This is a genomic window from Methylovorus sp. SPW-M1, assembly GCF_053848825.1.
In genome coordinates this window covers 2,066,428-2,079,360 of record NZ_CM132626.1, presented here as the reverse complement: position 1 = coordinate 2,079,360, position 12,933 = coordinate 2,066,428, and the positions used below count along the sequence as shown (strand labels likewise).

Sequence of the window (12,933 nt, the reverse complement as noted above, 5' to 3'; positions counted from 1 at the left end):
CCTGAGCTTGCCGCCATATGGACCGGCGATTTTTCATGAATGGGCGAATGTGACCCGGCGTGTCCGTTGCCATTCGGGATTCAGGGGCCGGGCAGTATAATACCGCCATGCCCAAACTCTCTCTTATCGTAGCCATCGCGCATGATGGCGTTATCGGGGTCAATAATACCCTGCCTTGGCATTTGCCCGAAGACCTCAAGCGCTTTCGCGCCTTGACCATGGGCCATCATATCATCATGGGCCGAAAAACCTATGAGTCACTGAACCGCCTGTTGCCGGGCCGCACCACCGTCATTGTCACGCGCAATGCGGACTATCGGGTTGAAGGCGCACTGGTGTCCAGCTCGCTGGAAGATGCCCTTGCACAGTCGGCAGGCGATGATGAGGTGTTCCTCATCGGTGGTGCAGAACTTTACCGTGAAGGTCTTGCCAAAGCGGATCAGCTCTACATTACGGAAATTGATGCCCACTTTGAAGGCGATGCTTTTTTTCCGCAGATGGATAGGGGGCAATGGCAGCTCATCGAAGAGGAGCGCCATGTCAGTGAACAAGGCTTGCCATTCCGCTATCTGACTTACAGACGCAACGCAGCCTAACAAGCAGCATTATCAAGGCAGGGGTTCGCACTATGATCGATTCAAACGACCAGACATCGACTGATATAAAGCCTGAGGTCGAACCCGAGGCGTGGTTCTCGCAGGCGCTGGCCTATATGCGAATTGAACAATGGGCAGAAGCTGAAAAGGCACTGCGGCAAGCGCTGCAGCTGGCGCCGGATTATGCGGAAGCCCATTGCAATCTTGGTTACGTGCTTGAGCAGTGCGGCCATTGGGATGCGGCAGAAAATGCCTATCGCAGCTCCTTCCAGCAGGCGCCTGCCTTGCTCAATGCTGCACTTAATCTTGGCGTGCTGCTGCAACGCATGAGCAGGTTTGATGAGGCGGAGAGCATCTATCAGCAGGCCATGCGTCATCATTCTGAACAACCTGCCTTGTGGACCAACCTTGGCATTCTTTACACGGCGCTGCAGCGGGAACACGAGGCGGAGCGCGCTCACCGCCATGCGCTGAACATGGCACCGGACTATCGAAAGGCGCGGTTCAACCTTAGTTACCTGCTCCTGCGGCAGGGGCGTTTCGAAGAAGGATGGCGCTGCCTGGAAGCGCGAACTCTTACGCCACATGCCTCTATTGTGAATGCCCCTCGCTGGAATGGCGAGCCTCTCAGCGGGAAAACCCTGCTCATCATTTGTGAAGGTGGCCATGGCGATGCGATCCAATTCTGTCGCTATGCATTGATGCTGCAACAACAGTGGTCTGTGCGCCTGCAGATCGTATGCCCCTTGGCCTTGCAGCGGCTGTTTTCCATGCAGCCCATGTTTGATGAGATATTGACCAATGCGGGGCAAGCTCAGTGTGATTACTGGTGCCCGCTCCTAAGCCTGCCCGGGCTTATGGAGACCCGCATCGACAATATCCCGGCACAAACTCCCTATTTGAGCGTCTCTTCCGAGCACCAGCAGGAATGGCAGGCCCTGCTGCCTGCCGAGGGCGTGAATGTGGGGCTGGTGTGGAAGGGCAATCCTAAATTCGAGAATGATGTCGACCGTTCGCTGCCTAGCGCCGGCTGCTTCATGCTGCTAAGAAATATCCCCGGAGTTAATCTGATCCGGCTGCAGCAGGAGCCGGCAAGTGAGGTTGGTGCCGCTGCCGTGGGCTTGCACGATTTACCTGAAGCCATGGTGGACTTTGCAGATATGGCCGCTGTGATCTCGGGGTTGGACCTGGTGATATCGGTGGATACGGCCGCCGCTCATCTGGCGGGTGCGATGGACAAGCCTTGCTGGCTCATGCTGCCGACGTACATGACAGACTGGCGCTGGATGACCGTGCGCGACGACAGCCCCTGGTACCCTAGCATGCGCTTGTTCCGTCAAACGGAACGAGGGATGTGGCTTGACGTGATGAATGACATGGCTCACACCTTGCAAGCCGCCACCGCCGTCGGTGGTATGTTCTCCTTGCACGAATAGCGCTTGCCCGCGGTGAAATGCGCCGACCCTCAGGGCCAGCGCACGCGATTAATCAGGCCGCCACGCAATCCACATAGTAATACGCCTTGCCATCCACCACTTGTTTTACCAGGCCGTGCACATCGGTTTCAAAGCCAGGGAAGCGCTCATTGAAATCGCGGGCAAAGCGCAGGTAATTCACGATGATCGCATTGAACTGCTCACCCGGAATCAGCAATGGAATGCCAGGCGGGTAAGGCGTCAGCAGCACGGCAGTGATACGACCTTCCAGTTCGTCGATCTGCACGCGGTCAATCTTGCGGTGCGCCATGCGCGCAAATGCATCGGTCGGCTTCATGGCCGGAATCATGTTGGACAGATACATTTCGGTGGTCAGGCGTGCCACATCGTTGGCGCGATACACTTCGTGAATCTGTGTACACAAATCCTTGAGGCCAATGCGCTCATAGCGTGGCTGCTTGGCGACAAACTCCGGTAATACTTTCCACAGCGGCTGGTTCTTGTCGTAATCATCCTTGAACTGCTGCAAGGCGGCGACCATGGTGTTCCAACGGCCCTTGGTAATGCCGATGGTGAACATGATGAAGAACGAATAAAGACCGGTCTTTTCCACGATAACGCCGTGCTCGGCCAAATACTTGGTGACGATGGCGGCGGGGATGCCAAACTCGTCCGAGAACGAGCCATCCACATCCAGCCCAGGCGTGATGATGGTGGCCTTGATCGGGTCCAGCATGTTGAAGCCTTCGGCCAGATTGCCGAAACCGTGCCAGCGTTCGCCGGCTTTCAGCATCCAGGCTTCGCGTTCTTCAATGCCTTCTTCGGACAAATCGTCCGGGCCCCAGACTTTGAACCACCAGTCGCTGCCCCATTCTTCATCCACCTTGCGCATGGCGCGGCGGAAATCCAGGGCTTCCATGATGGATTCTTCCACCAGGGCTTTGCCGCCCGGGGCTTCCATCATGGCGGCAGCTACATCGCAGCTGGCAATAATCGAATATTGCGGGCTGGTGGAGGTGTGCATCAGATAGGCTTCATTGAATACATCGCGGTCCAGGCGGTTGTCTTCTGCATCCTGCACCAGAATCTGCGATGCCTGGCTCAGGCCGGCCAGCAGCTTGTGCGTGGACTGGGTGGAGAACACCATGGAGTCCTTGCAGCGTGGGCGGTCAGCGCCAATGGCGTGGTAGTCACCGTAAAAGTCATGGAAGGTGGCGTGTGGCAGCCAGGCTTCATCAAAATGCAGGGTGTCGATCTTGCCATCCAGCATTTCCTTGATTTCTTCCACGTTGTAGAGCACGCCGTCGTAGGTAGACTGCGTAATCGTCAGTACCCGTGGCTTGGCATTTTTGTCGGTGGCAAACGGATTGGCTTCAATCTTCTTCTGGATGTTTTCCCAGGCGAATTCTTCTTTGGGAATCGGCCCGATAATGCCGAAGTGATTGCGCGTTGGCATCAGGAACACCGGCACGGCGCCGGTCATGATGATGGAGTGCAGCACCGACTTGTGGCAATTGCGGTCCACTACCACGATATCGCCCGGGGCGACGGTGGAATTCCACACGATCTTGTTCGAGGTCGAGGTGCCATTGGTCACGAAATACAAATGGTCGCAGTTGAAAATGCGTGCTGCATTGCGCTCGGAAGCAGCCACCGGGCCGGTATGGTCCAGCAGCTGGCCCAGTTCGTCTACGGCGTTGCAGACGTCGGCGCGCAGCATGTTTTCACCAAAAAACTGGTGGAACATCTGGCCAACGGGGGATTTCAGGAAGGCCACGCCACCTGAGTGGCCGGGGCAGTGCCAGGAATAGGAGCCATCGGCTGCGTAATGGGTCAGCGCGCGGAAGAATGGTGGCGGCAGGCTGTCCAGATAGGTACGCGCTTCACGCACGATGTAGCGGGCCACGAATTCCGGCGTATCTTCAAACATGTGGATGAAGCCGTTCAGTTCGCGCAGGATCTCATTCGGGATATGGCGGCTGGTGCGGGTTTCACCATGCAGGAAAATCGGGATTTCCTCATTGCGGTAGCGGATTTCGTCAACGAATTTGCGCAGGTTATCCAGCGCTTCCGGCTTCTCTTCGACGAACTCTTCATCGTCAATCGACAGGATGAAGGCCGAGGCGCGACTTTGCTGCTGTGCAAAGGAGGTCAGGTCACCATAACTGGTCACGCCCAGCACTTCAAAGCCTTCTTCTTCGATGGCTTTGGCCAGCACGCGTATGCCGAGACCGGAGGAGTTCTCCGAGCGAAAGTCTTCATCAATGATGACGACAGGAAATCTGAACTTCATATAGGCCTCCGAAGGCTGCCCGAAATGGCGAAAGGAGCGGAATATAGCACGTTTTCGTGACGTGACAAGCCTTTGAGCAGTAAAGCTTTGTCCGTGTGGAATCGAATATGCGGATTGGAGCGGCTTGGCGGCCGAACGTTCATAAAAATGTCATATTGGCGCATGCATTTTCTGGGGGCTGCCGGGGGCAAAATCGCGAGGTTTCGTACCTGTATTTCTGGCGGTCTGGTTATACCTGAAGCAGCCCAGACGAAATCAACGCCTGGGCAACCATATTTTCCGGCATATTTTCTGCGCAGCGCTCCTAGAGCTGCATCAGCGCATCGCGCACGCGCACCTCGTCGACGCCTTTGCCAATAAAGACAATGCGGGTCAGCGGCTCGTCTTCATCCCAGCCTTCCAGCAGGGTGGGGGGGTAGAGGGTATGTTGCACGGCATGCACGGCAATCGGCGCAGGCTGGTCTTCGGCGTGAATAATGCCCTTGAGCCGCAGCAATTGCTCGCCAAAGGTCGCGCATAGCCATTTCAGCACCGGCTCCAGTTGATCCCAGGTCAGCGGTTTGGGCAGGGTGACGGTGAAGCTGACAATCTCGTCATCGTGCACGGCCTTGGGCAACATGCCGCGGCCCGCCTTGGAGCGGGTGGGGGCGCGCAACCAGCGTTGTGGTTGCGCCTGCTTGCCATCCTGACTGAACAGGCCCACATCAATCAGGTGTTCGGGCTCAATCTCGCCATGGCGGATCATGTGTTGCGTGGCGCCGGGGTTGAGCTCAGTGAGCGTCGCTGCCAGCGCTTCCTGCTGTTCGGGCGTGGCCAGGTCGGACTTGGTCAGCAGCAGCACATCGGCCACGGCGGCCTGCTTGCGTGCTTCGCCGTGTTTTTCGATCTGCTGAATGCCATATTGACTGTCGATAGTGACTACCACGGCATCGAGTCTGTAAGTTGAGCTGATTACCGGTTCATTCATCAGGTTGGCGAGGATGGGGCCGGGATCGGCCATGCCGGTGGTTTCGATCACCAGGCGCTTGAATTCGGGAATCGCCGATAAAGCGCGCTTGAAGAACAGATCGCGCAGGGTATCCGCCAGCTCATTGGTCAGCGTGCAGCACAGGCAGCCCGAGCTAAGTAACACGGTGTTGTCAGCGACATGCTCGCTTTCTACGGTGCGGGCCAGTATATGGTCCAGCCCGGCCTCACCCAGCTCGTTGATCACCACCGCCGTATCTTTCATGCCGGGGTTGTTGAGCAGCTTGTTCAGCAGCGTGGTTTTGCCGCTACCGAGAAAGCCGGTGAGCAGGGTGACGGGAATGCGGGGATCGTGGCTCATGGATAACCTGTTGCTTGGGGCCAAAAGGCAGAGTTTAAAAGGTTGGTGATGTGTCGTTGCCAGGAATGCGCCAGACCAGACTCTTGCCTGACCCGGCTACATCGCTCAAGTTCTATTGTAGCCGCAGAATCTTCAGCTTGGAAAACCGCTCATGCCGCGTCTTGTTCCTCTTCATGCGCCGCATGCCACGCCGGGAAGGGGTCGGGCAGTTTGCGCCAGCCGGATACGCCGCTGGCCATTTCCTCATCGCTTAGCAGGCAGGCATCGAAGCCTGCCCGTATCGCGGATTCGTCCATGTTCATGCCTATCAGTACCAGTTCCTGCTGGCGGTCGCCCCAGGGTTCCAGCCAGCGTTGCTTGATCATGGCGAGGGACTCTTCGTCCTGCGGCCAGTAGTCAGAGGGGGTAGCCGCCCACCACATGCCCGCCAGCTCATTGCGCGAGATGGCCCCCGCTTGTGACCAGTTGGCGCAGAAATCAGGACGGCTGGCCAGCCAGAAATGGCCTTTGGACCTGACCACGCCTGGCCATTCCTGCCCCAGCCATGCCCACAGGCGCTCCGGGTGGAAAGGCTTGCGCGCCCGGTAGACAAAGCTGCTGATGCCGTACTCTTCGGTTTCTGGCACGTGTTCGCCGCGCAGCTCTTTCAGCCAGCCAGGGGCGTCCTGCGCCGCTTCAAAGTCAAAGCGGCCGGTATTCAGCAAGCGGTCCAGCGGCACCTTGCCGAAACTGCTGTGTACGATGTCGGCACGCGGATTCAGTGTCTTGAGTATGCCTTCCAGCTGGCCGACCTCGGAAGGCGTCATGAGATCGGTTTTATTGAGGACGATTACATCACAGAATTCCACCTGCTCGACCAGAAGGTCGACCACGGTGCGCGTGTCTTCTTCCCCCATGGTTTCGCCGCGATCTGCCAGAAAGTCACGCGAGCTGTAGTCGCGCAGGAAATGGTAGCCATCGACCACGGTGACCATGGTGTCCAGGTGCGAGACATCCGACAGGCTGACATCGTTTTCGTCGCGGAAGGTAAAGGTCTCCGCCACTGGCAATGGTTCCGAGATGCCGGTGGATTCGATCAGCAGGTAATCAAAGCGGCCCTCGGCGGCCAGGCGGCGGATTTCTACCAGCAGGTCTTCGCGCAGGGTGCAGCAGATGCAGCCATTGCTCATCTCCACCAGCTTTTCTTCGGCGCGCGATAGTGCCGCGCCGCCTTCACGTACCAGGCGGGCATCAATGTTGACCTCGGACATGTCGTTGACGATCACTGCGACGCGGCGACCTTCGCGATTATTGAGAATATGGTTGAGCAGCGTGGTTTTGCCGGCGCCGAGAAAGCCGGAGAGCACGGTGACAGGGAGTTTTTTCATGGGATGTCCTTCGCTAGGGAATGTGGCTGGTGTCGGTGGCGGTCAATGCCCGAACTGGCGCTCGCGACGCTCGTGTCTTTCCTGGGCTTCCACGCACAGCGTGGCGGTGGGGCGTGCCAGCAGGCGTGCCAGGCCGATGGCTTCGCCGGTTTCTTCGCAGTAGCCATAGCTGCCGTCTTCAATCCGGCGCAGGACGGCATTGACCTTCTTCAGTAATTTGCGCTCGCGATCCCGCGCCCGCAGCTCCAGCGTGCGGACTTCTTCCTGCGTCGCCCGGTCGGCCGGATCAGCCGCATCTTCGGTTTCGCGCAGATGCTCGCCGGTATGCGCAGCGTTATTGCTGATTTCGGCCCTGAGGCTTTGCAGCAGATGGGCAAAGTACGCCAGTTGCTCACCGTTCATGTAGTCGGTGGCGGGCATGGCGAGTAGCTGTTGTGGGGTCAGGTCTTGTGGCATGTGGGTCAGCAGGGACTGAATATGTTTGCAACAATGTTGCGATTCCGTGCATGCTAATGCCTGATGTTAAAAAATGCAACCTAGTTGCATTTATGAGGGTGGTGTTGCAGGTAATGAAAATGATGCCGTGTTAAATAGAGGGGCTGGAAGGTGAGACTGGCTGCCACGGATGAGTGGCAGGGGTTTGAGGCTTAGGCCTGCGCGCGCTGGCAGTCGGCGCAACAGCCTTTAATGTTGAGTTCGATGGAATCGACGGTAAAATGCTCGGGTATCTGCGCAGGCAATCTGGCATGCACGCCTTGCAGGCAAAACACCTTGCCGCACGAGGTGCATTTGAAGTGAGCATGCTGATGCAGCGTATTTTTTTGCGTGTGCTGGAAGCGGCGAGCCCGGTCATGCCCCATAATAGCGTGCGCCAGACCATGCTCCAGCAGCCAGTCCAGAACGCGGTAAAGAGTGACCCGGTCAAACGATGCTTCGCTGCCCAGGGCCTGCAGGATTTCAGGATGGGTGAGGGCGTGCTGAGCGCCCGCCAGTACATTGAGTACGGCAATACGTGAAGGCGTGGGACGTTGTCCGGCGTCCCGAATCAATTGTTCTGCGTTTTCCATAGGCTTGAAAAGGTTGTCAGCTTTCAAGTGTCAGAGATAACGCCGGAAACGTCAACCACATGCCCACAAGGGCGGAAAAAGAATCAAACACGCATGAATGTATTTTACGAAGAGGATGGTGGCTTCAAGGTTGCCGCCATCATGACCGAGAATCCGGGTTCCTTGCAGGTCGAGGCCCTGACCGGCAAACGCTCCAAGATCAAGTCTGCCAATGTGCTCATGAAGTTTGAGCAATCCCTGTCCGGTTTCATGGAAGCCGCCAATGCCGAGGCTGAGCAGCTGGATATCCCGTTTTTGTGGGAATGCTGCGGCGAGGACGAATTTGCCTTTGATGCGCTGGCGCAGGATTACTACGGACAAAAACCCACGCCGGTGCAATCAGCCGCGGTGGTCATTCGCTTGCACAGCGCGCCGGTGTATTTTTATCGCAAGGGCAAAGGGCATTACAAGGCCGCGCCCGCCGATACCCTGAATGCCGCGCTGGCCGCGATTGAAAAGAAGCGCCTGCAAGCCGAAAAAATTGCCACCTTTGCCGAGCAACTGAAGGCCGGTGAGTTGCCCGAAGAGTTCCGCAGCAAGCTGGACATGCTGTTTTACGATCCCGACAAAAACTCCATGGAATGGAAAGCGCTGGAGCAAGCGGCAGCTGAAACCCATACCGGGCATGTGCAAGTGCTGGCGGCTGCGGGTGCCATCGCTTCCATACACGATTACCATCTGGGCGCTTTTCTGCGCGAATATTTCCCCAAAGGCACCGGCTTTGATGCAGTGGCCGCCTTGCCACCGGTCGACGACCTGCCGCTGGCCGAGGTCGAAGCTTTCAGTATTGATGACAGCACCACCACCGAAATCGACGATGCGCTATCGGTAACGCCGCTTGGCAATGGCCTCACCCGCGTCGGCATTCATATTGCCGCCCCGGCGCTGGGTATTCTGCCGGACTCACCGCTGGATGCGGTCGCGCTGCACCGTTTGTCTACGGTATACATGCCGGGCAACAAGATCACCATGCTGCCGGAAGAGGCTATTGAGCCTTTCAGCCTGAATGCAGGCCATGAGCGGCCTGCGCTGTCGCTGTATCTGGATGTGGCGGCGGATTTCAGCATTGTGCATCGCGAGAGTCGTGTGGAGCGCGTGCGTATCGTGGAAAACCTGCGCCATGATGCGCTGGAGCCTTACTTCAACGAGGCCACGCTGGCAGAAGATAGCGGGCATCCCTATTGGGCGCGCCTGCTGTTCCTGTTCAACCTGGCTGAGGCGCTGGAAAAAGCCCGTGGCAAATACGACCCGACGCGGCCGCCACAGCTCGATTACAACTTTTATGTCACCGATGGCAAGGTGCAGATCGTGGCGCGCCGTCGCGGTTCGCCCATGGACAAGCTGGTGGCCGAGCTGATGATAGAAGCCAACAGTCAGTGGGGTCTGCTCTTGAAAGAGCATGCCATTCCCGGCATTTACCGCGCCCAGAATGGCGGCAAGGTTTACATGACCACGCAGGCGGAGCCGCATCAGGGCCTGGGCGTCGGGCAGTACGCCTGGAGCACCTCGCCTCTGCGCCGCGCGGTGGACCTGATCAACCAGCGTCAGGTGATCTCGGTATTGCGCGCGGAGCCGCCGGTGTATCCGCCGAACAGCGATCTGCTGGCCTCGGCCATGCGCAACTTTGATCAGACTTACAATGCCTACAATGAATTCCAGACGCGCATGGAGCGCTACTGGTGCCTGCAATATCTGGTGCAGGAAAACATCCAGGAAATCGGCGCCACTGTCTGGCGCGAAAATCTGGTGCGGCTGGATAATCTGCCCTATATCACCAAGGTGCATAGCCTGCCGGAGCTGGCACCCGGTACTCGCGTCAAGCTGGAAATTCGTCAGGTGGATACGCTCATGATGGAACTGGACACCCGATTCAAAGGCGTGGAGACACCCGTAGCCGAGGTGGACCATGTTTAGGATGGGACGCAACATCGCACGCAGCATACACCGGGCCATTACGCATGAAGACAGCGTGGATGTGAGCGAGATCGACGGCGTGCGCTCGCTGCATCTGGGCTCGGATACCGTGCAAAGCTCCATGCGGGTCAAGGCGCCCTATGATCTCGAGCTGAAATACACGCGCGGCATGATGGTGTTTCTGCTGTTCAACAAGCAGGTGCGCAATCTGGTCATGATCGGCCTTGGTGGCGGCTCGGTGCCCAAGTACATTTACCAGTACCTGCCGCAGATTGCCTGCAAGGTGATCGAGATCAACCCCCGCATTATCCAGGTGGCACGCAGTCACTTTTTTGTGCCGCATGATGAATACCTGCCTTCGGGCGAGGCGCGTTTTGAAGTCGTGCAGGCCGATGGAGCCGTGTATGTCGCCGAAAACGCCGACAGCATGCAGGTGCTGGTGATCGACGCCTTTGACAGTCGCGGCATTCCGCAGGACCTCTGCACCCAGTCTTTTTTTGATGACTGCTTTGAAGCGCTGACGCTGGATGGCATGCTGGTGGTCAATCTGTGGGGCTCGGACCGCAATTTTGATGTCTACCTGCAACGCATCGAGCAAAGTTTTCATCAGCGCGTGCTGGTCATGCCGACCGGCCGCCCTGGCAATATCATCGTATTTGCCTTCAAGCGTGCGCCGCAGGATCTGCGCTGGAGCTCGCTGCGCGAACGTGCGCGTGCGCTGGAAGCCGAATACAAGATCGAATTCATGGATTTCATTGAGCGCTTGCGCGACCATAATCCGAATACCCCCAATCGCTTGCTGCTGGAAAGAGAGTCCGCGGAATGAAATCCCATCAATTTTTTGCCACCTGCCCACGCGGGCTGGAAGCGCTGCTGGCCGAAGAGCTGCAGCAACAGGGCGCGCGCGCCGTGCAGGTGACCGATGGCGGCGCCTCGTTTGGCGGCGACATGGCGGTATGCTACCGCGTCAATCTGCACAGTCGCCTGGCGACGCGCGTTCTGCTGGAAGTGGTACGTGGCAACTATGCCAGCGAAGATGATCTTTATCAGGCTGCGCTCAAGTTCAACTGGCCCGAGTGGTTTGATGTGGGCCGCAACTTCATGGTCAAGGTCACCGGCGTCAAATGTCCGTTGAAGAGTCTGGAATTCGCCACCCTGCGCATCAAGGATGCCGTGTGTGACCGTTTCCGCCAGGCCGTGGGCAGCCGCCCCTATATCGATACCAAAGAGCCCGATGTCCGCATACACGCCTATCTGGCTACCGAGCATTTCCAGTTTTACCTGGATACTTCTGGTGATGCGCTGTACCAGCGCGGTTTGCGCCGAGCCAGCATAGAAGCGCCGCTGCGTGAAAACCTCGCCGCGGGCATTCTCAAGCTGTCCGGCTGGCAGCCGGGCACCTCGCTGCTGGACCCGATGTGCGGCAGCGGCACCTTTTTGCTCGAAGCCGCTATGATGGCCTTGCACATTGCGCCCGGTAGCCGCCGTCATTTCGGCTTTGAGAAGCTGAAGAATTTTGATGCGGACAAATGGAAAAGCCTGCGTCAGCAAGCACAGAGCCAGGCCAAGCCTGCGACTTTCCAGAAAATCTACGGCAGCGATCAGGATTTGCGCGCCGTGCGCGTCAGCAAGCAAAACCTGCAGGAGGCTGGGTTACTGGAAGCCGTGCAGTTGAGCCATGCCGATATGGTGGAAGTGCCGCCGCCCGCCGAAGCTGGTGTGCTGGTCGCCAACCCGCCTTATGGCGTGCGTATTGGCGAAGATGAAGAGCTGGCCGCGCTTTACCCCAAGATGGGCGAAGCGCTCAAGCGCAAGTTTGCCGGCTGGAACGCCTACTTTCTGACCAACGACCTGCGCATGCCCAAGCTGATGCGACTGGCGCCTTCCAAGCGCACGCCTTTGTTCAACGGCCCGCTGGAATGTCGTTTGTTTGAAATCCGCATGGTGGCGGGCAGCAACCGCAAGGAGAAGCCTGCCGATGAGTGACAGCCTGGATGAACTGCGTGCCCGGGTAAATGCCTTCGTTGCCGAGCGCGACTGGGCACAGTTTCATACGCCCAAAAACCTGGCGATGGCGATGATCGTGGAAGCGGCGGAAGTGGTGGAGCATTTTCAGTGGGACACCCCGGCAGAAAGCGCCACCATGGATGCAGCCCGCAAGACGGAGATTGGTCATGAGCTGGCCGATACTTTCGTCTACCTGCTGCGGATTGCTGAAGTCTGCGGCATAGACCTGATCGCCGCGGCCAATGCCAAGATAGACCTTAACGCGAAGAAATATCCGGCTGAGCTGGCGCGTGGCAGCAATGCCAAATACACCGCCTATCAAGTGCCGCCTGAGACGAAAGACTAGCGCTCAAACGCCTTGCCATGCTCGCTCCCTGGCGAGCCTGCTTGAATCAATAGACCGGTTTGCCCTTGCAGGGTAACGCGGCTGCCGTGATTCGATTGATCCAGGCTTCCCGTCCGGCATCGCCCTCCGGCAAAAACAATTCCCCTAGCGTTTTCTGGCCTTTGACGTCCGACATGCTCAGCACAAACAGCACGCGCTGATCGGCACGCAGGCGTATATCCCAGCCATGCGCGGTCTGATCCACCGTGCTGGTGCGGTTGGGGTAGGATTCGGCCAGCCTTTGCAGCAGGCAATAACTCGCGTTTTCACTGCTATCGGCAAACTGGTAGCGCGCCTTCAGCAGCATGGCGCTCGATTGCGGAGCGTTGCTGGCACAGCTGCTTAGTAACAATGCGATCATCATACTGGCAAATGTCAGCATGCCGGGGTTGCGGCCTTGATGCATGGCGATTCCTCGCAGGGTGGTCATGATGCGCCGGATTTTAGCAGGCAACAGGCGAGGAATAGGCGGCGGTTTCTGGTAAAATTACATTTTTGCCAA

General features: G+C 57.8%; 12 protein-coding genes. 6 read left to right on the top strand and 6 right to left on the bottom strand.

The genetic code is table 11. The features are described from left to right. Positions 1-107 precede the first annotated feature (107 nt). Entirely contained in the window at positions 108-596 is a 489-nt protein-coding gene (locus tag ACWWD9_RS09755) for a dihydrofolate reductase (RefSeq protein WP_013441714.1), read from the top strand. A gap of 32 nt (positions 597-628) precedes the next feature. After that, complete coding sequence (locus ACWWD9_RS09750) at positions 629-2,032, top strand: tetratricopeptide repeat-containing glycosyltransferase family protein (RefSeq protein ID WP_455866920.1); 1,404 nt, start codon at positions 629-631, stop codon at positions 2,030-2,032. Between the two features lie 52 nt (positions 2,033-2,084). Here the strand turns inward: ACWWD9_RS09750 and ACWWD9_RS09745 are convergent, their stop codons facing one another. The 5 genes from ACWWD9_RS09745 to ACWWD9_RS09725 form a co-directional block, all read right to left on the bottom strand. Continuing rightward, positions 2,085-4,325, bottom strand: a complete 2,241-nt coding sequence (locus ACWWD9_RS09745) for an arginine/lysine/ornithine decarboxylase (RefSeq protein ID WP_013441716.1) — start codon at positions 4,323-4,325, stop codon at positions 2,085-2,087. Between the two features lie 304 nt (positions 4,326-4,629). Next, entirely contained in the window at positions 4,630-5,652 is a 1,023-nt protein-coding gene (locus ACWWD9_RS09740; protein WP_455866919.1) for a CobW family GTP-binding protein, read from the bottom strand. 149 nt (positions 5,653-5,801) lie between these two features. Further along, positions 5,802-7,019, bottom strand: a complete 1,218-nt coding sequence (gene zigA / locus ACWWD9_RS09735) for a zinc metallochaperone GTPase ZigA (RefSeq protein ID WP_455866918.1) — start codon at positions 7,017-7,019, stop codon at positions 5,802-5,804. A 42-nt stretch (positions 7,020-7,061) separates the two neighbouring features. Then, complete coding sequence (gene dksA, locus ACWWD9_RS09730) at positions 7,062-7,475, bottom strand: RNA polymerase-binding protein DksA (protein ID WP_455866917.1); 414 nt, start codon at positions 7,473-7,475, stop codon at positions 7,062-7,064. 191 nt (positions 7,476-7,666) lie between these two features. Next, on the bottom strand, positions 7,667-8,113 hold the full coding sequence (locus tag ACWWD9_RS09725; protein ID WP_455866916.1) for a Fur family transcriptional regulator: 447 nt from the start codon (positions 8,111-8,113) through the stop codon (positions 7,667-7,669). 66 nt (positions 8,114-8,179) lie between these two features. On the opposite strand from ACWWD9_RS09725, the gene ACWWD9_RS09720 reads away from it, so the two are divergent. From ACWWD9_RS09720 to ACWWD9_RS09705, 4 genes are read left to right on the top strand one after another with little or no spacing between them, the layout of a single operon-like run. After that, positions 8,180-10,039, top strand: coding sequence for a ribonuclease catalytic domain-containing protein (locus ACWWD9_RS09720; protein ID WP_455866915.1), 1,860 nt, complete (start codon positions 8,180-8,182; stop codon positions 10,037-10,039). After that, entirely contained in the window at positions 10,032-10,865 is an 834-nt protein-coding gene (locus tag ACWWD9_RS09715) for a polyamine aminopropyltransferase (RefSeq protein WP_015829692.1), read from the top strand. Before ACWWD9_RS09720 ends, ACWWD9_RS09715 begins: the two co-directional genes overlap by 8 nt. Next, positions 10,862-12,025: a THUMP domain-containing class I SAM-dependent RNA methyltransferase gene (locus ACWWD9_RS09710; RefSeq protein ID WP_455866914.1), complete on the top strand. Its 1,164-nt coding sequence runs from the start codon at positions 10,862-10,864 to the stop codon at positions 12,023-12,025. Before ACWWD9_RS09715 ends, ACWWD9_RS09710 begins: the two co-directional genes overlap by 4 nt. Then, positions 12,018-12,392, top strand: coding sequence for a nucleotide pyrophosphohydrolase (locus ACWWD9_RS09705; RefSeq protein ID WP_015829694.1), 375 nt, complete (start codon positions 12,018-12,020; stop codon positions 12,390-12,392). The genes ACWWD9_RS09710 and ACWWD9_RS09705 overlap by 8 nt, the downstream gene beginning before the upstream one ends. Before the next feature lie 46 nt (positions 12,393-12,438). Here ACWWD9_RS09705 and ACWWD9_RS09700 read toward each other — a convergent pair whose 3' ends face one another. Next, positions 12,439-12,861, bottom strand: a complete 423-nt coding sequence (locus ACWWD9_RS09700; protein WP_455866913.1) for a hypothetical protein — start codon at positions 12,859-12,861, stop codon at positions 12,439-12,441. Positions 12,862-12,933: the final 72 nt, after the last annotated feature.